This is a genomic window from Pantoea sp. sgz302252, assembly GCF_047713085.1.
Classification (GTDB): Bacteria; Pseudomonadota; Gammaproteobacteria; order Enterobacterales; family Enterobacteriaceae; genus Scandinavium.
Window position 1 is genome coordinate 24,632 of sequence record NZ_JBLFJW010000028.1, and the last position, 22,429, is coordinate 47,060.

Consider the following 22,429-nt stretch of genomic DNA (forward strand, 5'->3'; position numbering starts at 1 on the left):
TAAAAAAACAAAATAGAATGTTGTAACTAATGAGAAGGTAAAACAAACCCGGCATTTCGCCGGGTTGAGAGTGATGACAAACCTCTAACGAATGAGATTTGTCATAGGGTACCGAATAAAAAAACAAGGAAAATCAATTTATTGATTTTCGGCTGATAACCACAAAGAAGGAAAAACCACGCTTTTTCCTTCTTTGTCAGCAGTCTGAACCCGGCATTTCGCCGGGTTATGATTAAGCCCTTAACACAAGGGTTGAACGGCTTCGCGCATGCCTTTGCTCAGAATAGCGTTGAGATCGTGAGTCACCTGCTCCACCAATCCCTCAACCTGAGTCAGGTCCTGCTCCCAGTGATCTTTCACCGACAATACCGCTTCAACCAGCGATTGCGTGCTGATTTGATTATCACCATGCAATGACCAGAGTTGCTGGTAGCGTTCAATCCAGTGCGCGTCGTCCTGAACGGGATAGCTCTCTCCGTTGCGCTCTGCACGATAGAACGCAATCAGCGCGGCAAGTGCAAAGGTCAGCCTGCCCGGAAGTTTGCCCTGTGCTTTCTGCCCTGCCAGCAGCTGCGGCAGAATACGGGTGCGGAACTTGGTCATGCCGTTGAGTGAAATCGACAGCAACTGATGCTTGATGTAAGGATTACGGAAACGCCCTGTCACCGCGCTGGCAAAAGATTCCAGCTCATCGCGTGGCAAGTCGAGCACCGGAATGATTTCCTGATGAATCGCTTTCTCGACAAACGCACAAATGGCTTCGTCGTTCATCGCTTCACCCACAGTGTCCAGCCCTGCCTGATAAGCCACCGGCACCAGTGCCGTATGTGCGCCGTTGAGGATAGCCACTTTGCGCTCTTTGTAAGGCTTGATGTCATCCACAATCAGCACATTGAGCGGGAGCTTATCGAGACGAAGCTCAGCCGCGAGCGTTTTCGGCCCCTGAATCACGAACAGGTAGAAATGCTCGGCGGTATCAAGGAAACCATCTTTATACCCGAGCTCGCTTTCAAGACTCGCCACTTCATCACGCGGATAACCCGTCACGATGCGGTCAACCAGCGTGGAACAGAAAGTGTTCGCGGTTTCAATCCAGGTGATGAAAGCTTCGGGTAACGCCCATTCGTGGGCATAGCGCAGCACCAGTTCACGCAGTGCGTCGCCGTTATAATCAATCAGTTCACAGGGAATAATGACCCAGCCTTTATCCGCAGCGCCCGCAAAATGACTGTAGCGCTCAAACAGCAAGCGAGTCAGTTTCGCCGGATAGCTGATGGCTGGCGCATCGTCGAATTTATCCCCCGCGTGATAGCTGATCCCGGCTTCTGTTGTGTTAGAGAACACAAAGCGCATTTGCGGATTATGCGCCAGTTCCAGGAATGCAGCGTAATCGCTGTAAGCGCTGATTTCACGGTTAACGGAACGAATCAGACGCGCGTCGCTCACCGCTTCGCCCTGTTCATTCAGGCCACGAATAATGGTGGTATAGAGGCCATCCTGGGTGCTCAGCGACGGCGGAAAATCGCTGGCAATCGGGCGCACGATAACCACACCAGCATTCAAATCGGTGTGTTCATTCAGGAGGTCAATTTGCCAGTCGATGAAAGCGCGAAGAAAATTACCTTCTCCGAACTGAATGATACGGTCGGGGTAGTGGGCACCAGGAAAATCGCGGCGGTTTAGTGTTTTCACAATGGGTTTCCCTTATTGATTGGTCATACAGCCTGCGTTATTGGTCTAATAACTTAGCAGACTTTAAAACCACGAAACCCCTGCTTTGATCAAAGGTGCGCCACGTTCTGCCAGAAAGTGGCGGCTTTATCAGGGGGAAAAGATTGCATAGAAAGGACGGAGGCGCCACCAATCAAGCTGTCGACCAGAATGTCGCTTAGTTCAATTACGCCGTTCGGCCTGATGCTCTTTCTTCATGGCATACATGCGTTTATCCACCGCGCGCAGCCAGCTGGTCAGGTTGGTGATATCGTCGTGATTGAACTCCGTCACGCCCCACGAAAACGCCAGTTTCCAGGGCTTACCCGAGGTGAGGTTCCATGCGTCGGCCTCTTCCACCAGATGCTGCATCGCAATCCATGCGCCGCTTTCATCGGTATCGGAAAACAGAATACCGAACTCATCGCCACCGTGGCGTACCAGCAAATCGGTATCGCGAAAAGCTTTGGTCAGCAATTGCGCCATTTGCCTGAGGGCGACATCGCCTTCGGCATGCCCGAAGCGATCGTTTATCTCCTTGAACCTGTCGAGATCCAGCCAACCGAGCGTTAAAGGTTCCGCCCGTCGACGAGCAGAGGAAATGGCGAAGTTAGCCAGATGCTCGAAGCCGCGACGGTTTAATAGCCCGGTAAGCACATCGGTCGTAGCCTCAGCAATGGTTTCAAATTCATCTTCGACAATGGCTGCCAGATCTTTCAGCACCGCCACATCGTCGTCGGTGAAAGTGCGTTTATCATGATCGAGCAAGCAGAACGAACCGACCATCGCGCCATCAGGAAGGCGCAGCGGATAGCCTGCATAAAAGCGGATATGCGGCTCGCCCGTCACCAAAGGATTGTCGCTAAAACGCGCGTCGTTTCTGGCATCCGGCACCAACAACGGCGTTTCGTTGAGAATAACATGGCCGCAAAACGAAATATCGCGCGGCAGTGATGCGTAGCGCAGGCCATTACAGGACTTGAACACCAGCGATTCTTCATCCACCAGGCTCACCATGGCCATCGGGACATTAAACAAACGACGCGCCAGGCGAGTCAGGCGATCGAAGCGCGTCGGATCGCCTGCATCGAGAATGCCCGACTCACGTAACGAGGCCAGCCGCTGGGTTTCATTTTCAGGATGGTCAGGACTCTTCATAGCGTCTCCTCTTGCCGAATAATGAATAGCTTAGCCTGGATTTTTGAGGGAAAGGCTTAATGGGCGTAGATTTGGGTTTTACCGCGCTTTTTGGTTTCGTAGAGCGCGTCATCGGCGGCTTTCAGCCAGGCGGCGACACTTTCTATCTCTGGTCGGGCGCTGGATGGGTGAATGCTTTCGCTTAATTTCTCACCTAAAAAGGTGACATTGTCACCTATGCATCATGAAGGCGCTGACTCCAGCAGCCCTTCTTCCGCCAGCACTTTGGCACAGGTTATGTTACGCCCGGCCTTTTTAGCCCGATAGAGATACTCATCGGCTTCCACCAGCAATTCATTGAAGGCATCAATCATGGCTTTGTTACCGACACTGCCGCTGCCCATTCCGATGCTGACTGTCACCCGCAGCGGCTGCTGTCGCCACTGGAAAACATAATCCTCAACGCGGCAGCGAATTTTCTCTGCCAGCTGATAACCATGGAGCGGATCCTCTGTTTTGGCGGCAACGGCAAACTCTTCACCACCCATTCTCGCCACCAGCCCTTGCTCACCCACGGCGTCATGCACCTGTCGAGCAAACGCCGCCAGCACATAATCGCCGCACTCGTGCCCGTGGCTGTCATTCACGCTTTTAAAGAAATCGATATCGATCAACATGACCGTCAGGTTCTGGTCAGGGTTGCCCGGTTGATTTTTTAACGCTTCGTACAAGCCAGAACGGGAATAAACACGAGTCAAAAAATCGAAGTCTGCACGCAGCGATACCTGGCGAATCAGATTATTAATGGCCGCCACACTTGTAGACACAATAACCGGGCTAATAGCCAGCGTGGCAATGCCCAGACGCGTAGAAAACAGTTGCGCAGTATGCAACGGCCCGGAAACGGCAAGATTGATAACCGAGTTAGCAACCAGAATAATTTCGCTCGCACCGGTAATCAGCGTCAGCAAACAGGTGACCGGCAAAGGATAACGAATGGCACACCAGATAAGCGCCGGCAACGGGAATGCCAGACTTCCCGCCCCGCCCACGGCGATGGAAGCCAACACAGAAAGCACCAGCGTGAAAATGGGCAAAAGCTGTTTCCAGCGGATACCGGTGAGTTGATGCGGCATCGTCAGTGTCATCACACACGGCAGGATTAGCACGCCGGTAGAGAACTGTTCGCTAAACCAATCCGCAAGCAGCGGCATAAAGGTTTGCCTGTCGATACCTACCGACCCCAAAGCCCCAATCAGGGCGCAAAAGACAGCGGACACAAGGCAATAGTAAAAAAGTCGGAGCGCATTAATCGGGCCAGGATCGCGCCCGGCCTGTCGTTTATCGCGCATCACTAACTGCGCCACCATGATAATAAACACCATGTTCGAGGCGTTAATCACCAGCGAGGCCAGCCCCCACTGAGTGGTCATTACGTCATACAACAGCATCGCACCGTAACAAATGACGTAATAGTGGATTCGGTTGAGCCAGATATAGCGAGCGAATATCGCCGCCATCACCGCATTCAGCGGCCAGAATAAGGAAAGCTCCTGCACCATACGCAGTATCGCGCCAATCGCATAAAACAGCGTGGTGATAATAAACAGAACAAGTGCATTACGCAGGGCGTGCGCTTCGCTAAAAAGAGTGAAACGAGGAACGGAAATCGAACGCATTAATTATCTTTCCATATAATCGCAGATGGCAATTATTTCGAGACTTGAGGGACAATGATCGCTAACTGTATCTACTATTGATCACAATGCGCGTATTCACAATTCGCCTTGTTACTTATTTGCAAAATCAGCCAGTGATGAATCACTCTTGCCCTATCAGTAGACGGAACGCCCCAGTCGCTGAGTCAGTTTCTCCAGCGAGGCGATCCCCGCCAGTGAGTTCCCAGCCTCATCCAGTTGCGGGCTCCAGACGGCAATCACCATCTCATGGGGCACAATCGCAACAATCCCGCCGCCCACACCCGATTTCGCGGGCAACCCGACACGCCAGGCAAACTCCCCGGCATTCTGATACATCCCGCTGGTCGCCATTAACGCGTTCACCTGCCGTGCCTGTAACGGCGTAATGACGGGCTGATCGCGTTGCGGAAACTGCCCCTGATTCGCCAGGAACAGAAAGGTCTGCGCCAGCTCGGAGCAGCTCATCTTCAGCGCGCAATAATGGAAATAGTTTTGCAGGACAGTGGTCACGTCATTATGGAAATTGCCAAAGGACTTCATCAGCCAGGCAATCGCGGCGTTACGCGCGGCATTTTCAAACTCCGAACGAGCCACTACGGCGTCGTAGGCAATGTCATCCACACCCGAAAGGTTACGTACAATTTCCAGCATACGCTGGCGCGGCGCACTCAAACGGCTTTGCAGCATATCGCAGACCACCAACGCGCCCGCATTGATGAAGGGATTACGCGGAATCCCCTGTTCGATTTCCAGCTGCAATAAAGAGTTGAAGGGTTGGCCGGAGGGATCTTTTCTGACGCGCTGCCAGATTTCCTCTTCCGGATAATGGTTCATCGCCACTACCAGGCTGAGCACCTTGGAAATCGACTGAATCGAGAAACGCTCATCGGCGTCGCCGGCACGAAAATGCTGACCGTCAACGGTACTGATAGCAATCCCCAGCTTGCTGCCATCCACACACGCCAGTGCCGGAATATAATCGGCGACTTTGCCGCTCCCTATCAACGGCTGAACTTCTGCTAACACAGATTCCAGCATGCTGTTATCGATGACCGTTACCACTTTCACTCCTTGCCCGCAGGCCAAATTCGGCCTGCGAGTATACCAGCGTCAGGCTGGCAGACGAAATAGCGCCCCGAAGGGCGGAAGGATTAGTGGCGATCCTTCCACACGGTCTGAATATTACAGAACTCGTGCAGACCAAAGTGCGACAGCTCGCGCCCGAAGCCGCTCTTCTTCACGCCGCCAAAGGCCACGCGGGCATCGGAGGCGCTGTAACCGTTGATAAACACCCCGCCGCATTCCAGCTCATCGGCAAAGCGCTGAGCAAGTTTTTCATCTGCCGTATAAACCGTGGCGGACAAACCAAAATCGCTGTCGTTCGCCAGCGCCAGGGCATGGTCAGCATCACGGGCAACGGTAATAGCAGCAACCGGACCAAACATTTCCTGACGGAAGGCGGTCATTTTCGGAGTGACATTCCCCAGCACGGTGGCAGCGTAGTAGTTGCCTTTGCCGGAAATTTTCTCGCCGCCCAGCAGCAACGTTGCGCCTTCTTCGAGCGTGGCGGTGACCTGGTCGTGCAGTTCATCACGCAGATCGTAACGCGCCATTGGGCCGAGGTAGTTTTGCTCATCTTCCGGGTTGCCCATTTTCAGTTTGGCCGCTGCCGCCACAAACTTCTCGGTAAAGGCGTCTGCAATGCCCGCTTCCACGATAAAGCGTTTTGCCGCCGCACACACTTGCCCGGTGTTCTGGTAACGCCCGATGACCGCCGCTTTCACCGCTTCATCCAGGTCGGCATCGTTCAGCACGATAAACGGATCTGAGCCGCCAAGCTCCAGCACGCATTTTTTCAGCGCCGCGCCTGCCTGTGCGCCGATGGCTTTACCTGCACGCATACTGCCTGTCAGCGTTACCGCCGCAATGCGTGTATCGTTGATCATCTGCGAAACACCATCGTTGGTGGCATTGACCCAACCGAATACGCCTGCTGGTACGCCCGCCTCGGTGAATATCTTGCCGATAAGCCCGGCGCTGCCCATAACGTTTGGCGCATGTTTTAGCAGGTAGCTGTTTCCGGCCAACAGAATAGGCACTGCACCACGCATGACCTGCCACAGTGGGAAGTTCCACGGCATCACGGCCATGATTGGCCCCAACGGACGGTACTCGATAACCGCTTTTTGATTTTCAACCTGAGTGGCTTCAGTGGAAAGCATTGCCGGGCCATGTTCCGCATACCAGTCGCAAAGATTGGCAGATTTGGTCACTTCACCGCGAGCCTGAGCGACAGGCTTACCGATTTCGCGGCTGATCAGCAGCGCCATTTCTTCCGCATGCTGGCGTAACACATTGCCAACGTTGCGCAGCGCATCGGCGCGCTCAGCCACAGAGCGTTTCTTCCACTGACGAAAACCTTCGTCAGCCAGCGCCACAGCCTGATTGACCTCTTCCGTCGTGGCCCACGGCAGCGCAGACTGGGTTTCCCCCGTGGCCGGGTTCAGGGAAATAGCGTGGGTTGCAGGTGATGTCATGATTTTTTTCTCTCTCTTCACGAAGGCTATTGCCGGATATTGCCGCACTCTGCTATTTATGAAAAATGAATAATATTAACCACACCATTCACGATACGAGAACAGTATGGACTTGACTCAGCTTGAGATGTTCAACGCCGTCGCCCAGACGGGCAGCATTACCCAGGCCGCGCAGAAAGTGCACCGCGTACCGTCAAACCTGACGACGCGTATCCGCCAACTGGAAGCCGACTTAGGTGTGGAACTCTTTATTCGCGAGAATCAGCGCCTGCGTTTGTCGCCTGCCGGTCACAGCTTCCTGCGTTACAGTCAGCAAATCCTGGCGCTGGTCAATGAAGCCCGAATGGTCGTCGCCGGTGACGAACCGCAAGGCCTGTTTTCGCTCGGTTCGCTGGAAAGTACCGCGGCGGTGCGTATTCCGCCGACGCTGGCGTTGTATAACCAGCGTTATCCAAAGATCCAGTTCGATCTGGCGACCGGGCCGTCAGGCACCATGATTGATGGTGTCCTTGAGGGCATGTTAAGCGCGGCGTTTGTGGATGGCCCGGTGATGCACCCCGGTCTGGAAGGCGTTCCGGTATATCAGGAAGAAATGATGATCGTGACGCCAAAAGGTCACCCGAAGGTCACCCGAGCCAGCGATGTTAACGGCACCAGCATCTACGCGTTTCGCGCGAACTGTTCCTATCGCCGACATTTCGAAAGCTGGTTCCATGCCGACAGAGCCACGCCAGGGCGCATTCACGAAATGGAGTCTTATCACGGCATGCTGGCCTGCGTGATTGCCGGTGCGGGACTGGCGATGATCCCACACAGTATGCTGGAAAGTATGCCCGGACATCATCAGGTGGACGCGTGGCCGCTGGCAGAAAAATGGCGCTGGCTGACCACCTGGCTGGTCTGGCGCCGTGGCGCGATGACTCGTCAACTGGAAGCGTTTATTACCTTGCTGGATGAAAGCCCGAAAATCCCGGAACAGCCTTGATATGAAGAAGGCCATTCCGTGGCCTTCACTTAACTATCGCAGCAGAATATTGCCCTGCATCCAGATCGTGGCTTTTCCGCTCATCAGCACACGGTTGTATCGCCCCCACGCGATGGAACCTGACGGGCAAGCATCCGGGTTTTCCCCAACTTTTTGCTCCAGTAAGGAATTAGCATGCTGTGCGCAGAACCGGTCACCGGATCTTCCCAGACGGCTTCACCGGGCGAGAAAAAGCGGCTGACAAAATCATACTCACCCGTCCCTTTCGCGGTAATAAACGCTACCGATGATGTAAGTGGTGGCCTGACCTGAAATCAACACGCGATCACCCTGCCATTCACAACGTAGATCGCCACCGCGAGCAGAAACCTGCCTTGCCTGCATCTTTGTCTTGCCGAGTTTTTCACCCCAATAAGGGATCAGCATGCTGTGTGCAGAACCGGTCACCGGGTCTTCCGCTACGGATTCGCCCGGGCAGAAAAAGCGGCTGACAAAGTCATGGTTTTCACCTGGCGCCGTGACACAAACCATTTTGCCCAGCGGCAACATAGCGTGGATATCTGGGGTCAGCGCCTCCAGTTGCTGTTGAGTTTTCAGCACCACAAGGTAATCACGAGCGACGCGAATTTCCTGGTAAGTGTCTACCCCTAACGCGTCCAGCAACAGCACTGGCGGCTCTACTGTTTCCGTCGCCCAGGCAGGGAAATTCAGCGTTAACCAGTCGCCGCTGCGGCTGACAATAAGTTCGCCGACAAAACGAGTCGAAAAGCGGATTTCAGCCTCAGGGTAATCGAGGTATTCGAATATCACATGCGCACTGGCGAGCGTGGCGTGTCCGCAGAGATTAATTTCCCCCTGCGTCGTGAACCAGCGCAGCTCAAAGCCACTGTCGGTACACACGAAGAAAGCGGTTTCTGATTGGTTATGCTCCTGCGCCATTTTCAGTAGCGTCTCATCCGGCAGCCACTCGAATAACGGGCAAACCGCGGCCGCATTTCCGCCAAAGGTACGGTCACTGAAGGCATCAACCATGTAAAACGGGATTTCCTGCATAGCCTTTATCCTTTTTTTATAACGACTTAGCAACATTAATACCTCGTTTCAGGAGAAATTACGAGCCAGTTTCCCGTTCCTGCCTCTGCTTTTTCAATGGCAGCCAATAAGTGCGCTCCTGGCCTCACCGTGTCATAAAGCTATTTTATGAGATCTTCATCACAAAACGGTTGTGTTTTGAGCAGCGTTGGTTTTAAGATCGCCTTCTCTTCTCCTTTGACTCACCAACCCAGAATCTTTCTATGACAACGAACACGGTTTCACGCAAGGTCGCGTGGCTGCGGGTGGTCACTCTTGCCATTGCCGCATTCATCTTCAACACCACAGAATTCGTGCCAGTGGGGTTGCTGTCGGATATCGCCCACAGCTTTTCGATGGAAACCGCGCAAGTCGGGATCATGCTGACGATTTACGCCTGGGTGGTAGCGCTGATGTCGCTGCCCTTTATGCTGCTCACAAGCCAAATGGAACGGCGTAAGCTGTTGGTTGGTCTGTTCGTCCTGTTTATCGCCAGCCATGTGCTCTCGTTCCTTGCATGGAATTTCACCGTGCTGGTGATTAGCCGCATTGGTATCGCTTTCGCTCATGCGGTGTTCTGGTCGATTACCGCGTCGCTGGCGATTCGTCTTGCTCCTGCCGGTAAGCGTGCCCAGGCATTAAGTTTGATTGCCACAGGTACTGCGCTGGCAATGGTGCTGGGTTTACCCATTGGTCGCATCGTCGGGCAGTATTTCGGCTGGCGTACCACCTTCTTTATTATTGGTCTCGGCGCGTTAATCACGCTGGTTGCGCTGATCAAGCTGCTGCCGAAGCTGCCAAGTGAGCATTCTGGCTCTCTGAAAAGTTTGCCTGTGTTGTTCCGTCGCCCGGCGTTGATGTGCATTTACTTGCTCACCGTTGTGGTGGTGACCGCACATTACACCGCCTACAGCTACATCGAACCGTTCGTGATGAACGTGGCGGGGTTTGATGCCAACTTCGCGACGCTGCTGCTTTTATTATTAGGCGGCGCGGGGATCGTGGGTTCGGTCATCTTCGGCAAGCTCGGCAATCGTCATGCTTCCTCACTGGTGAGCAGTGCTATTGCGCTGTTGACGGTTTGCCTGGCAGCGCTGTTGCTGGCGGCAGAAAGCGAAATCAATCTCGCCATTCTGAGCATCGTCTGGGGCATTGCGATCATGATTATCGGCCTGGGCATGCAGGTGAAAGTACTCGCCCTTGCGCCAGATGCCACTGACGTCGCCATGGCGTTATTCTCCGGCATCTTCAATATTGGGATCGGCGCGGGCGCGCTGGTAGGCAATCAGGTGAGTTTGCATTTCGATATGGCGGACATTGGCTATGTCGGCGCAGTGCCGGCAGTTGCGGCGTTAATCTGGTCGGTGGTTATTTTCCGCCGTTGGCCTGTTGCGTTGGAAGAGCAGGTACAGCACTAAGTTGGCAGGATGAACGCCCGGTGGCGGCTACGCCTTACCGGGCCTACAGGATGGCAACAAACTATGCGTGATAGGTCGTAATAATTTCCAGCACGCCATTGATAATAAACTGCACGCCCATACACACCAGCAGGAAGCCCATCAGGCGGGAAATCGCTTCGATACCGCCCTTTCCGACCAGGCGCATAATCGCCCCTGAACTGCGCAGGCATCCCCACAAAATCACTGAGACTGCGAAGAAAATCAGTGGCGGTGCGACCCACACGACCCAATCGGGAAAGTTCACGCCGTGTTTCACGGTAGACGCCGAGCTGATGATCATCGCAATCGTGCCTGGCCCTGCGGTACTCGGCATGGCTAGCGGCACAAAGGCGATATTCGCTGTCGGCTCATTTTCCAGCTCTTCCGACTTATGCGCGGCTTCCGGCGATTCATGCGCTTTCTGCTGTGGGAACAGCATGCGAAAACCAATGAAGGCCACAATCAAGCCACCCGCGATACGCAGCCCGGGAATCGAAATACCAAAGGTATTCATCACCACCTGACCGGCGTAATACGCGACCATCATAATGGCGAAGACATACACAGAGGCCATCAGCGACTGCCGATTACGCTCTGCGCTATTCATGTTGCCAGCAAGGCCGAGGAACAACGCGACGGTGGTTAACGGGTTGGCCAGCGGCAAAATCACCACCAGCCCAAGGCCAATGGCTTTAAACAAATCGAGCATGAGGAAACACTCCTGTGAGAACGGTCATTGCCGGCAGAGTATAAGAGCATTCTTGTCAGGATTACCACGCCAAAGTGTTAGCCCTTTTTTCGTCCGTAAAGCTATAACGATCCGTTATCAATGGGTGCAGACAGCGTTAAAAAATGTGACGCGACTCACTTTAGCAATTCGTGGCATAAGCTTATTCATTCGGTTGACTTATGGTTGCCTGGGCAATAATATCGCCAGCAACTAAACTACTTGCCAGGGCAACCTTTGTGAAAAGCACCAGTGATCTGTTTAACGAAATCATCCCACTCGGTCGCTTGATCCATATGGTCAACCAGAAAAAAGACAGGCTCCTGAATGATTATCTGTCGCCTATGGATATCACTGCCTCGCAGTTCAAAACGCTGTGTTCAATTCGTTGTGAAGTGTGCATCACCCCGGTTGAACTGAAAAAAGCGTTATCGGTCGACCTGGGTGCGCTCACCCGCATGCTCGACCGCCTGGCATGTAAAGGCTGGATTGAACGCCTGCCAAACCCGAATGACAAACGCGGCGTGCTGGTGCAATTGACACCGGACGGCGCAGCAATATGTGAGCAATGCCACCAGTTGGTGGGACAGAACCTGCATCAGGAATTGACAAAAAACTTAACGGCGGATGAGGTCGCAGCCCTTGAGCTTCTGCTCAAGAAAATCCTGCCGTAACAGATCAAAGGGGTAAGACGATGTCCAGACGTAATACTGACGCTATCACTATTCATAGCATTTTGGACTGGATCGAGAGCAATCTGGAATCGCCGCTGTCGCTGGAAAAGGTGTCAGAGCGTTCGGGTTACTCCAAATGGCACCTGCAACGGATGTTTAAGAAAGAGACCGGACATTCACTAGGTCAATACATCCGCAGCCGTAAGCTCACTGAAATCGCACAGAAGCTGAAAGAGAGTAACGAGCCGATCCTGTATCTGGCCGAACGTTATGGTTTCGAGTCACAGCAAACCCTGACGCGGACTTTTAAGAACTATTTCGACGTGCCGCCGCATAAATATCGCATTACCAATATGCCCGGTGAATCACGTTATCTGATGCCGCTTAATCACTGTAATTGTTAATCGCCTGCTAAAGACGTATCGAGGAAAAAATGAAACTGTTCGCCTCCGCCGCCCTCACCTTGTTGGTACTGGTCTCCGGCCAGAGTTTTGCGGAGCAATCCACTCACCCGGCCAGTCGCGGTGCTCATGACACCATGATAATGCCGTCAGCCCAGGATAAATCTCCGTTCGATTTTAACCATATGGGCTCTGGCAGTGATAAGTCCGACGAACTGGGCGTACCTTACTATAACGGAAACTCCCAGTAACTTTTTTGCCCCGCGGATGCGGGGCCTTTTTATGTCCGCGATTTACCCCTGCACCGCTTTTACCCGCCGAAAGCGCAATCCGAAGACGTTGATATACAGCCCCGCCATAATCAGCACCGCCCCCATCAGTTGCAACGTGGACAGCGTTTCGCCAAGCAGCAAAGCCGCACTGGCGATACCCACTACGGGAACAAGCAGCGAAAGCGGTGCCACACGCCACGTTTCATAACGCCCAAGCAGCGAGCCCCAAATGCCGTACCCAACAATCGTGGCCACGAACGCCAGATAGACCAGCGACAAAATGGTCGTGAGGTCGATATTCACCAGGCTTTGCACCATCAGCGTCGGGCCATCGAGCAGATAAGAGGCAAGCATAAACGGCAGAATCGGGATCAACGCACTCCACACCACTAACGACATCACCGCAGGGCGTGCCGGAAGCTGCATGATTTTCTTGTTGAAGATATTCCCGCAGGCCCAGCTGAAGGCCGCCGCCAGTGTCAGCATAAAACCGAGCATCGCCACCTGTTGTCCGTTCAGACTGGCCTCAATCAACACCAGCACACCAAACACGGCCAGAGTGATCCCCGCAAGCTGCTTGCCCTGAAGCCGTTCGCCGAAGGCGAATGCACCAAGAATAATGGTGAAGAAAGCCTGCGCCTGCAGAACCAGCGACGCCAGGCCCGCAGGCATTCCGAATTTAATCGCGCAGAACAGAAAGGCAAACTGACCAAAGCTGATAGTCAGGCCGTACCCCAACAGCAACGACAACGGGATTCTGGGGCGAGCAACGAAGAAAATGGCCGGAAAGGCGACGAGCGTAAAGCGCAAACCCGCCAACATCAGCGGCGGCATGTTGTGCAGACCCAGCTTGATGACCACAAAGTTCAATCCCCAGACCACCACCACTAACAGCGCCAACAACCCGTCTTTCCGCGTCATACCCTGCCTCTGAATGTTTAAATTTTTGTAAACAGGATCAAGGTAACGAAAAAAACGCACAAGGAACAGATTATTCATTCTGGCAGGCAGTCGGGGCACGGATGGATAAATTGGGATCTATACAAGCCCCTTATGCCGTGATAATTCTGATACGGCACAACACAATAACTCAATTATTTTCCCTAAATCATTCGCGTCGCAGAAAGGCGGCGTGAAGTATGACGGGAATGTCGGTGAAAAAATGAAAGCCTCCGTTAAACGTTCGACCTCAGCGCTGCTGGTGTCGTCGTTGCTGTTGACTATCGGGCGCGGTGCGACGCTGCCTTTTATGACCATCTATCTGACACGTCAGTACGGCATGAGCGTGGAAGCCATCGGCTATGCGCTTACTATCGCCCTGACTATCGGGGTGGTATTTAGCCTGGGCTTTGGCATTCTGGCGGATAAATTCGATAAGAAACTCTACATGATTGTGGCTATCCTCGCGTTTATTGCCGGGTTTGCCGCCATTCCTGTGGTGAATAATGTCACGCTGGTAGTCTTTTTCTTCTCGCTGATTAACTGCGCCTATTCGGTTTTTTCTACGGTACTGAAAGCCTGGTTTGCCGACGTGTTAACGCCCGGCGAAAAAGCTCGCATTTTTTCCCTGAACTACAGCTTCCTGAATATCGGCTGGACAATTGGGCCGCCGATTGGCACCTGGCTTGTGATGTACAGCCTGCAACTGCCTTTTTGGCTGGCAGCCGTTTGCGCGGCGTTCCCGTTGGTGTTTATTCAGTTTTTCGTCCAGCGCGTCAGTATCTCTGCTGAAGAGAAAGCCGCGACTGTCTGGCAGCCCTCGGTGCTGTTAAAAGACCGGGCGTTGTTCTGGTTCACGCTCTCTGGCTTGCTGGCCTCTTACGTTGGCGGTTCCTTCGCGACCTGCATTTCACAATACGTTCTGAGCATGGGTGATGATGCCGATTTCGCGCAGAAAGTGGTTTCTGTGGTGCTACCGGTTAACGCCGTGGTGGTGGTCAGTTTGCAATACTTCGTGGGGCGTAAAATTTCCACCCGCAATATTCGTCCTCTGATGGTGGTCGGCACACTCTGTTTCCTGCTTGGGCTGGGCGGATTTATCTTCTCTGGAGAGAATCTGGTCTATTGGGGCATTGCCGCGGCGGTGTTTACCCTTGGCGAAATAATCTATGCGCCGGGGGAATATATGCTTATCGACAACATCGCCCCGCCGGGGATGAAAGCGAGCTACTTTTCTGCTCAGGCGCTGGGCTGGCTGGGTGCAGCGGCGAATCCGATGGTCACCGGGATTATCCTGACGAATCTTCCGGCGTGGACGCTGTTTGCCATCATGATGCTCGCTATCGTGCTGGCGTGGTTGATGATCCTGCGCGGGATGAGCGTTAAAGCCTGGGACGGTGAGCTGAAAACCGCCTAAACCACGCTTTTTCCTTCTTTGTCTGCAATTTAAACGGCCTGATTTTCAGGCCGTTTTTTCTGTCAGTGGTGCAGCATTTCATCTACGACCTGGTGGATATAAAGCTGGTCGGGATAGTAAGTCGGCCAGTTTTTCATCTCTTCCAGCAGCGCGGCCTGTGAAGTATTGCCGGTAAAAATATGGAAGTGCTGAGATTTGCGCGGGCCGATGATGTGGTCGCTGAACTGCACATATTTCGGGGCCTGGCTGGCGCTATCATCACAGGCAAAAAGATAACGCACGCCCTTCTTCCCTGACGAATAGTTCAGGATCTTAAAGCCCTCATAGCGGTAGCGGCAGGAGACAATATTATTGGGGGTATGAAATTCAATGATATTGTTTTCAATCGCAATTTTACCAACATTGGTTTGATAGCCGGTACGATAATAGGCTTTGATCTGTTCGAAAGATTTACTGCCCTCTTTTTCCGCCTTTTTCTGGAATACCGGGTCAAGGCTGCCGTTCACCAGTAAAGGGTAAACCGACTGCCAGATCCCTTCCCAATCCGCCAACTTACGGTCTTTGACGTTGCTGTCATCAAACACGCCCTTAGCGGCCTGTTGTTCAACTTCCGTCATGGCGTGCCCATGCGAATGGGCGAAAGCTCCGCTGCTTGCCAGCAGCCCCAGAAAAATCATTGTCAGAGATAAACGTGAAACGGCCATACAGATCCCTCAGGTCGATGTGAAAATGAAATGTTATAATATAACATCACAACCATCAACCGGAGTGAGACATTAAATCGTCACCAACCCTTTGACCCCTTCCGCCGCCATGTTTTCACCACGCCCTTGCTGAACAATCGCTCCGCGAGACATCACCAGATACTGATCGGCAAGCTCCGCGGCAAAATCATAAAACTGTTCAACCAGCAGAATGGCCATATCGCCCCGTCGAACGAGCTGGCGGATAACCTCGCCAATCTCTTTAATCACCGAAGGTTGAATGCCTTCTGTCGGCTCATCGAGGATCAGCAGCTGTGGGCGACTTGCCAGCGCGCGGCCTATCGCCAGTTGCTGCTGCTGACCACCGGACAGATCGCCGCCTCGCCGCTGTTTCATGGCTCTCAAAACCGGAAACAACTGGTAGATTTCCTCCGGGACTTTTGCGGCTTCTCGGGCAGAAAATCGTGACATCCCAAGCAGAAGATTTTCTTCAACGGTCAGGCGAGGAAAAATCTCACGCCCTTGCGGGACATACGCTATCCCGGCCTGCACACGCTGATGGGGTTTTCGGTGCGTGATGGGCTGGTCACGCCAGTTAACGCTGCCGCTGCGGGCGGGAATTAAGCCCATCAGGCATTTCAGCAGCGTGGTTTTCCCCACGCCGTTACGCCCAAGCAGACAGGTGATTTCGCCGGGCTCGGCAGTGAAGCTGACGCCGCGCAGAATATGGCTGCCGCCGTAATATTGATGCAGTTCCTGAACCTGTAACATAGTGACTCCTTAGCGCCCAAGGTAAACGTCGATCACTTGCTCATTCGCCTGCACTTCTTTCAGCGAACCTTCCGCCAGAACCTGGCCCTGATGCAGTACTGTCACCTTGTCGGCGATGGTTTCGACAAACCCCATATCGTGCTCAACCACCATCAGCGAATGCTTGCCGGAAAGCGTGCGAAACAGTTCAGCGGTGTATTCAGTTTCGGCATCGGTCATGCCTGCGGCGGGTTCATCGAGCAGCAGCAAATGCGGCTCCTGAACCAGCAGCATGCCGATTTCCAGAAACTGCTTTTGCCCATGTGAAAGCATCCCGGCGCGACGAGCGCGATCGCCTTCCAGACGCAGCAGTTGCAGGACCTCATCGAGCCTGTCCTGCTGCTCACCGCTGAGTGTTGCCCACAGGCTGGCCCAGACAGAGCGATCGCCTTTCATCGCCAGTTCGAGGTTTTCCGCGACCGTTAGCGCTTCAAACACCGTCGGTTTCTGGAATTTGCGGCCAATTCCCTGACGGGCAATCGCCCCCGGATCGAGTGCAGTCAAATCCACAGACTGATCGTAAATCGCCCTGCCGCTTTGCGGCCGCGTTTTGCCGGTAATCACATCCATCAGCGTGGTTTTCCCCGCCCCGTTGGGGCCAATCACGCAGCGAAGTTCGCCGACGCCAATCTCTAACGTGAGATCGGTTAGAGCCTGAAAACCGTCGAAATTAACGTTGATGTTCTCAAGTTGAAGCACCGGGTCTGTCTGGTCGCGATAGCGGTCACCCGGTAACTGGCGGGTGAAAAGTCCTTCATCGGGTTGCATCATTTGTCTCCTTTACGCAGCAGGCCAATCACTCCGCGCGGCAAAAACAACGTTACGACGATAAAAATCAGCCCCAGAAACAGCTGCCAGTATTCCGGCATGGCAACGGTGAAGAAGCTTTTGGCGCCATTCACCAGCCCTGCGCCGAGAATGGGCCCGATTAACGTGCCTCTTCCGCCAAGCGCTACCCAGATGGCGGCTTCGATGGAATTTGTCGGCGACATTTCGCCCGGGTTGATGATCCCCACTTGCGGCACGTACAGCGCGCCTGCCAGACCGCAGAGCACGGCAGACAACGTCCACACCAGCAGCTTGAAGCCACGCGGATCGTAGCCGCAAAACATCAGGCGGTTTTCGGCATCGCGAACGGCGGTCAGAATGCGGCCAAATTTACTGCGAGTCAGCGCAAACCCTATCGCCAGCGTCGCCAGAAGCAGCAGCACTGTCGCCAGAAAGAGCGCCGCACGGGTTCCCGTCGCCGTAATGGGGAAGCCAAGAAGGGTCGTAAATCCGGTGAACCCGTTATTGCCGCCGAACCCCGTTTCATTACGGAAGAACAGCAGCATGCCGGCATAGGTCAGCGCCTGCGTCATAATTGAGAAATAGACGCCTTTGATTTTCGAGCGGAAAGCAAACCAGCCAAAAATCAGCGCCAGCACACCAGGCACCAGTATCACCAGCAATAAAGCCCAGGCAAAATGCTGAGTGCCCCACCAGTACCACGGCAGCTCGCTCCAGGACAAAAAGGACATGAACGCTGGCAGGCCATCGCCCGCGGCCTGACGCATCAAATACATTCCCATCGCGTAGCCGCCAAGGGCAAAGAACAGCCCGTGCCCGAGAGAAAGCAAGCCTGCGTATCCCCACACCAAATCCAGCGCTACCGCCACGACGGCATAACAAAGAACTTTGCCGACAAGCGTTAATGTCCAGGTCGAGACGGCAAAGGGATGTGTCGCGGGCAACAATGCCAAAAAGGGCATAATCAGCAGCGCAATGGCTGCCGCGACACCGACCCAGCGAAGTGGGCGCGGCGTTTTACGCACAAGCGTTAACGTTAATGGCTGGCTCATCAGTCAATGACCCTCCCTTTCAATGCGAACAGGCCTTGCGGGCGTTTCTGAATAAACAGAATGATCAGCACCAGAATCAAAATTTTGCCGAGTACGGCCCCCATTTGCGGTTCGAGTATTTTGTTGAAGATCCCAAGGCCAAACGCCGCGACCACGCTTCCGGCAAGCTGACCCACACCGCCAAGCACCACCACCAGAAACGAATCGATGATATAACCCTGCCCCAGTTCCGGCCCGACATTGCCCAACTGCGATAACGCCACGCCGCCCAGTCCGGCAATGCCTGAACCCAGCCCAAAAGCGAGCATATCAACCCTGCCTGTGGGCACACCGCAGCAGGCGGCCATGGCGCGGTTTTGCGTCACGGCTCGCACATGCAAACCAAGCCGCGTTTTGTTGAGCGTGAGCCAGGTAAAGAACAATACCAGCGAGACAAAGCCAATCACCACGATGCGGTTCCACGGCAGAACCAGATTTGGCAGAAGTTGAATACCGCCAGAAAGCCACGCTGGATTGGCAACCTCGACGTTCTGCGCACCAAACAACATGCGAACCAGTTGGATAAGCATCAGGCTGATCCCCCAGGTGGCGAGCAAGGTTTCCAGAGGACGACCATAGAGATGGCGTATAACAGTGCGTTCCAGCAGCATGCCGACCCCGCCTGTCACCAGAAACGCGACCGGAAGCGCCAGTACCGGATAGAAAGCCAGCCATTGTGGCGCAAACTGGGCCAGCGCCTGTTGCACCAGCCAGGTACAGTAAGCCCCAAGCATCAACATTTCGCCATGCGCCATGTTAATCACGCCCAGCAGACCGTAGGTTATTGCCAGCCCAAGCGCGGCCAGCAGCAGAATGGAGCCGAGGGAAATGCCCATAAACGCCTGGCCAAGAATATCGCCCCAGAATAAACGCTGCTGAATGTGCTTCAGGCTTTCAGCCGCTGCCGCTCTCACCCCCGCATCAGATTCTTTGCTCGCATCAGTAAAGGGCAGCAAACGGGCCTGTGTTTCAGGGTCGCTTGAATGACCGAGCATCACCATCGCCTGTTTACGCACTGCCGCGTTGGGGCTGGTCAGTTGTAAATTAGCGAGGGCAATTTCCAGCTGCTGTTTAACCCCGGCATCACTCTCAATTTTCAACCGTTGTTCCAGCATTGGCATCAGATCGGGCGAGGCATCACGCTGCAGCGTTCTTGCTGCGCTCACTCTTTGAGTGACACCGTCACTTACCAGCTGGTGCGTGGCGAGCGCCCCGGACACCAGATTACGCAGCCGGTTAGTCAGACGCACAGGTTTTAAGTCACCTTGTGGCGTTGCTGCAGCCCCTAGAGCGACGATATTTCCACCCGCCACGCTAAAAGCATGTCGAGCGGAATCGCTACGTAAACTTTCAGCCGATAACGCCTGTAGCAGCGGTATACGCTGCGGCTGAGGATCGGCGGCCCATTGCTCCAGCAGCGTTGCCTGCTGAGTACGATTCGCCGCCACAAAGGCATCTGCCTCATTCGCCGCGTGGGCGAATAGTGGCAATAGCCAGACGAGCAGTAGCAGCCGTCGGATCAGTGTCATGGTCGCCTCCTTTGGCAGTGTTTTATTTGAGGGAGGTGAAGCGGTTGCAGAATGCCCGGCACGCACCCTCTCCCCAGGGAGAGGGAGAAGGACATTCAGTTCATCATTCAGTCCCCTCTCCCTGAGGGAGAGGGGGAAAAGTCACCGTCAGTTACTGGCCATTTTCATTGGCTGATCCGATTTCTTATCATTGCCCGGAATGTAAGGGCTCCACGGCTCAGCTCGCACTGGTTTGTCGGTCTGCCACACCACGTTAAACTGACCATTACTCTCGATTTCACCAATCATCACCGGCTTGTGCAGATGGTGATTGGTGGCGTCCATCGTCAACGTGAAGCCTGACGGCGCTTTGAAGGTCTGCCCGGCCATCGCCGCACGGACTTTATCCACATCCGTCGTGCCAGCTTTTTCCACTGCCTGCGCCCACATATGCAGGCCCACATAGGTTGCTTCCATCGGATCGTTAGTCACGACCGTATCGGCGTTCGGCAATTTGTGGGCTTTGGCGTACGCGCGGTAATCCGCCACGAAGGTCTGGTTTGTCGGGTTATCCACGGATTCGAAATAGTTCCAGGCGGCCAGGTTACCCACCAGTGGTTTGGTATCGATCCCACGCAGCTCTTCTTCACCGACCGAGAACGCCACGACCGGCACATCAGTCGCTTTCACACCCTGGTTTGCCAGCTCTTTGTAGAACGGCACGTTGGAGTCACCGTTGATGGTCGACACCACTGCCGTTTTGCCGCCTGCAGAGAATTTTTTGATATTCGCGACGATAGTCTGGTAATCGCTGTAACCAAACGGCGTGTAAACCTCTTCGATATCCTTGTCCTGCACACCTTTAGAGTGCAGGTAAGCACGCAGGATTTTGTTGGTGGTACGCGGATAAACGTAATCGGTGCCGAGCAGGAAGAAGCGTTTAGCGCTGCCCCCGTCTTCGCTCATCAGGTACTCGACCGCAGGAATAGCCTGCTGGTTAGGCGCTGCACCGGTGTAAAACACGTTTGGCGACATCTCTTCGCCTTCGTACTGAACCGGGTAAAACAGCAAGCCATTAAGCTCTTCAAACACAGGCAATACGGATTTGCGTGAGACAGAAGTCCAGCAGCCAAACACCACCGCCACTTTGTCCTGAGTCAGCAACTGACGAGCTTTCTCTGCGAATAATGGCCAGTTGGAAGCCGGGTCAACCACCACAGGTTCCAGCTTTTTCCCCAGCACCCCGCCCTTGGCGTTAATTTCATCAATCGTCATCAACGCCACATCTTTTAATGGCGTTTCGGAAATCGCCATCGTGCCGGACAACGAATGCATGATCCCCACTTTGATGGTCTCGGCGGCATAGACACTGACGCTAAACCCCAGGGCAATCGTGGAGGCAGAAAGAGCAAAAGCTTTAAGCAAAGTTCGACGGCGCATGATTCACTCCTGAAATGAGACAGCAACATGGATGTTATTAACCGGGTGTAGTCATCAGGAGTAAGGCAAAAACAGTGCCAGGTTGTAAAAGTGCAGGAAAACAGCCGTGATGGCCGGAGAGAGGCAACTTTTGTTGCAGAGTGCAACGCCAGATTCAGGGGCAACGTTGCTTTAAAACGGTGCAAATATCCATGTTAAAACATGACGGGAAATATAAAAGGCAGCGCAGGAGATGCTCTGTCACTGCCCTATTATCAATAAGACTTATTCTTCTACGACAACACGGCCGCTTATCGGCTGCACCGGACGATTATTGTCATGAATGATGGTTTTGAATGTCTGAATTTGTTGCTCAGAAGCCTGTAACTGCGTTTCAAAGACCATCCAGGTGACCCCTTCAGAGCACGGTGGTGTGGTCAACGAACCGCTAAAGCGATAGTGATTGAGTTCAGAGGGGAGCAGATCTTTCACTTTCACTGGCTGACTTAACGCAGACTCGTCTCCCTCTTTGGCAGGAAGATGTTGCCAGAGATTCGCCAGCGCCTTGTTTTCACTGCCCGTTTTGAACATAACGGCCAGTACGACAAGGTCGTCTGAATCAGATTTGTAGACCAGATGCATTTCCAGCGGGAAGTGTTTCCCGTTGATTTCGTTCTCACTTGGGGAGTGGAAATGGAACTGCGTCAGGGTATACAACTCATCATCCAGCTTCAGGGTGTTCCCTTCGCTGATGTTTACCTGGATCGTGTGACCATTATTAATCACGGTTTGCGGGCCGGTTTTAAAGCCCAGATTGAGATGGTTCAGGGTTGTTTTAGAAGCCTTCTTAATATTGATCGGTGACTGGTTTTTTCCTGTGGCACAGAGACGAAAATCTTGAGTAATACTGCCCCAGTGATCCGGGCCATTTTCATTCTGGTAGCCCCAGTGGGTGGTATTGACCTGTGCAGCACAGGCAGACGCGTAAATAACAAACGGAATAGCGGCATATTTAAAAAAACGGTTCATACATCCTCCATGAAAAACAGAGAAGATCATTAGTATTTTTGTCTTCCTCATCAACTGCAAATAACGTTAA

Annotated in this window: 22 protein-coding genes and 1 pseudogene; 7 read left to right on the forward strand and 16 right to left on the reverse strand. The window is 53.6% G+C overall.

Translation table 11 applies throughout. The features are described 5' to 3' along the window. Window positions 1-240: 240 nt before the first annotated feature. Together ACLW56_RS18915 and ACLW56_RS18920 are read right to left on the reverse strand one after the other, a co-directional pair. Window positions 241-1,692 (reverse strand): tagaturonate reductase, encoded by a 1,452-nt coding sequence (locus ACLW56_RS18915; RefSeq protein ID WP_330985265.1) that lies wholly within the window; start codon window positions 1,690-1,692, stop codon window positions 241-243. Between the two features lie 201 nt (window positions 1,693-1,893). Continuing rightward, window positions 1,894-2,868, reverse strand: a complete 975-nt coding sequence (locus ACLW56_RS18920) for a sensor domain-containing diguanylate cyclase (RefSeq protein WP_330985266.1) — start codon at window positions 2,866-2,868, stop codon at window positions 1,894-1,896. Between the two features lie 59 nt (window positions 2,869-2,927). Between ACLW56_RS18920 and ACLW56_RS18925 the strand changes: the two genes are divergently transcribed. Continuing rightward, window positions 2,928-3,053, forward strand: a complete 126-nt coding sequence (locus tag ACLW56_RS18925) for a hypothetical protein (RefSeq protein WP_330985267.1) — start codon at window positions 2,928-2,930, stop codon at window positions 3,051-3,053. 36 nt (window positions 3,054-3,089) lie between these two features. On the opposite strand, the gene ACLW56_RS18930 is transcribed toward ACLW56_RS18925, so the two are convergent. From ACLW56_RS18930 to sad, 3 genes are all read right to left on the reverse strand, one after another. After that, window positions 3,090-4,526 carry a GGDEF domain-containing protein gene (locus tag ACLW56_RS18930; RefSeq protein ID WP_330985268.1) on the reverse strand — a complete coding sequence of 479 codons (1,437 nt, stop codon included), beginning with the start codon at window positions 4,524-4,526 and terminating at the stop codon, window positions 3,090-3,092. Between the two features lie 156 nt (window positions 4,527-4,682). Further along, on the reverse strand, window positions 4,683-5,609 hold the full coding sequence (gene glsB / locus ACLW56_RS18935; RefSeq protein ID WP_330985269.1) for a glutaminase B: 927 nt from the start codon (window positions 5,607-5,609) through the stop codon (window positions 4,683-4,685). Between the two features lie 89 nt (window positions 5,610-5,698). Next, window positions 5,699-7,087, reverse strand: coding sequence for a succinate-semialdehyde dehydrogenase (gene sad, locus ACLW56_RS18940; RefSeq protein WP_330985310.1), 1,389 nt, complete (start codon window positions 7,085-7,087; stop codon window positions 5,699-5,701). A 103-nt stretch (window positions 7,088-7,190) separates the two neighbouring features. Between sad and ptrR the strand changes: the two genes are divergently transcribed. Continuing rightward, window positions 7,191-8,069 (forward strand): putrescine utilization regulator PtrR, encoded by an 879-nt coding sequence (gene ptrR, locus ACLW56_RS18945; RefSeq protein ID WP_330985270.1) that lies wholly within the window; start codon window positions 7,191-7,193, stop codon window positions 8,067-8,069. A gap of 33 nt (window positions 8,070-8,102) precedes the next feature. Here the strand turns inward: ptrR and ACLW56_RS18950 are convergent. Next, window positions 8,103-8,326: pseudogene (locus ACLW56_RS18950) on the reverse strand (PhzF family phenazine biosynthesis protein); the annotation flags it as partial. After that, window positions 8,322-9,122, reverse strand: a complete 801-nt coding sequence (locus ACLW56_RS18955; protein WP_330985271.1) for a PhzF family phenazine biosynthesis protein — start codon at window positions 9,120-9,122, stop codon at window positions 8,322-8,324. The gene ACLW56_RS18955 and the pseudogene ACLW56_RS18950, both read right to left, overlap by 5 nt. A 242-nt stretch (window positions 9,123-9,364) precedes the next feature. Between ACLW56_RS18955 and ACLW56_RS18960 the strand changes: the two genes are divergently transcribed. Continuing rightward, a complete protein-coding gene (locus tag ACLW56_RS18960; RefSeq protein ID WP_330985272.1) occupies window positions 9,365-10,558 on the forward strand; it encodes a sugar transporter in 1,194 nt (397 codons plus the stop codon). Window positions 10,559-10,619: 61 nt separating this feature from the next. Here ACLW56_RS18960 and ACLW56_RS18965 read toward each other — a convergent pair whose 3' ends face one another. After that, entirely contained in the window at window positions 10,620-11,288 is a 669-nt protein-coding gene (locus tag ACLW56_RS18965; protein ID WP_330985273.1) for a MarC family NAAT transporter, read from the reverse strand. 257 nt (window positions 11,289-11,545) lie between these two features. Here ACLW56_RS18965 and marR point away from each other — a divergent pair, with 257 nt between their 5' ends. From marR to marB, 3 genes are read left to right on the forward strand one after another with little or no spacing between them, the layout of a single operon-like run. After that, window positions 11,546-11,980 carry a multiple antibiotic resistance transcriptional regulator MarR gene (gene marR, locus ACLW56_RS18970; RefSeq protein WP_330985274.1) on the forward strand — a complete coding sequence of 145 codons (435 nt, stop codon included), beginning with the start codon at window positions 11,546-11,548 and terminating at the stop codon, window positions 11,978-11,980. 20 nt (window positions 11,981-12,000) lie between these two features. After that, window positions 12,001-12,384, forward strand: coding sequence for an MDR efflux pump AcrAB transcriptional activator MarA (gene marA, locus ACLW56_RS18975; RefSeq protein ID WP_159756530.1), 384 nt, complete (start codon window positions 12,001-12,003; stop codon window positions 12,382-12,384). Window positions 12,385-12,413: 29 nt separating this feature from the next. Beyond that, on the forward strand, window positions 12,414-12,632 hold the full coding sequence (marB, locus tag ACLW56_RS18980) for a multiple antibiotic resistance protein MarB (protein ID WP_330985276.1): 219 nt from the start codon (window positions 12,414-12,416) through the stop codon (window positions 12,630-12,632). 42 nt (window positions 12,633-12,674) lie between these two features. On the opposite strand, the gene eamA is transcribed toward marB, so the two are convergent. Beyond that, window positions 12,675-13,574, reverse strand: a complete 900-nt coding sequence (gene eamA / locus ACLW56_RS18985; protein WP_330985277.1) for an O-acetylserine/cysteine exporter — start codon at window positions 13,572-13,574, stop codon at window positions 12,675-12,677. A 241-nt stretch (window positions 13,575-13,815) separates the two neighbouring features. Between eamA and ydeE the strand changes: the two genes are divergently transcribed. Beyond that, window positions 13,816-15,009, forward strand: a complete 1,194-nt coding sequence (gene ydeE / locus ACLW56_RS18990) for an efflux MFS transporter YdeE (protein ID WP_330985278.1) — start codon at window positions 13,816-13,818, stop codon at window positions 15,007-15,009. Between the two features lie 62 nt (window positions 15,010-15,071). On the opposite strand, the gene zinT is transcribed toward ydeE, so the two are convergent. From zinT to ACLW56_RS19025, 7 genes are all read right to left on the reverse strand, one after another. Beyond that, a complete protein-coding gene (gene zinT, locus ACLW56_RS18995) occupies window positions 15,072-15,713 on the reverse strand; it encodes a metal-binding protein ZinT (protein ID WP_330985279.1) in 642 nt (213 codons plus the stop codon). A 72-nt stretch (window positions 15,714-15,785) separates the two neighbouring features. Continuing rightward, complete coding sequence (gene urtE / locus ACLW56_RS19000; protein ID WP_330985280.1) at window positions 15,786-16,484, reverse strand: urea ABC transporter ATP-binding subunit UrtE; 699 nt, start codon at window positions 16,482-16,484, stop codon at window positions 15,786-15,788. Between the two features lie 9 nt (window positions 16,485-16,493). Beyond that, on the reverse strand, window positions 16,494-17,291 hold the full coding sequence (urtD, locus tag ACLW56_RS19005) for an urea ABC transporter ATP-binding protein UrtD (protein ID WP_330985311.1): 798 nt from the start codon (window positions 17,289-17,291) through the stop codon (window positions 16,494-16,496). Next, entirely contained in the window at window positions 17,291-18,364 is a 1,074-nt protein-coding gene (urtC, locus tag ACLW56_RS19010; protein WP_330985281.1) for an urea ABC transporter permease subunit UrtC, read from the reverse strand. The genes urtD and urtC overlap by 1 nt, the downstream gene beginning before the upstream one ends. After that, complete coding sequence (urtB, locus tag ACLW56_RS19015) at window positions 18,364-19,932, reverse strand: urea ABC transporter permease subunit UrtB (RefSeq protein WP_330985282.1); 1,569 nt, start codon at window positions 19,930-19,932, stop codon at window positions 18,364-18,366. Before urtB ends, urtC begins: the two co-directional genes overlap by 1 nt. Before the next feature lie 147 nt (window positions 19,933-20,079). Further along, window positions 20,080-21,351, reverse strand: a complete 1,272-nt coding sequence (gene urtA, locus ACLW56_RS19020) for an urea ABC transporter substrate-binding protein (RefSeq protein ID WP_330985283.1) — start codon at window positions 21,349-21,351, stop codon at window positions 20,080-20,082. Window positions 21,352-21,615: 264 nt separating this feature from the next. Continuing rightward, window positions 21,616-22,359, reverse strand: coding sequence for a carbonic anhydrase (locus tag ACLW56_RS19025; protein WP_330985284.1), 744 nt, complete (start codon window positions 22,357-22,359; stop codon window positions 21,616-21,618). Window positions 22,360-22,429: the final 70 nt, after the last annotated feature.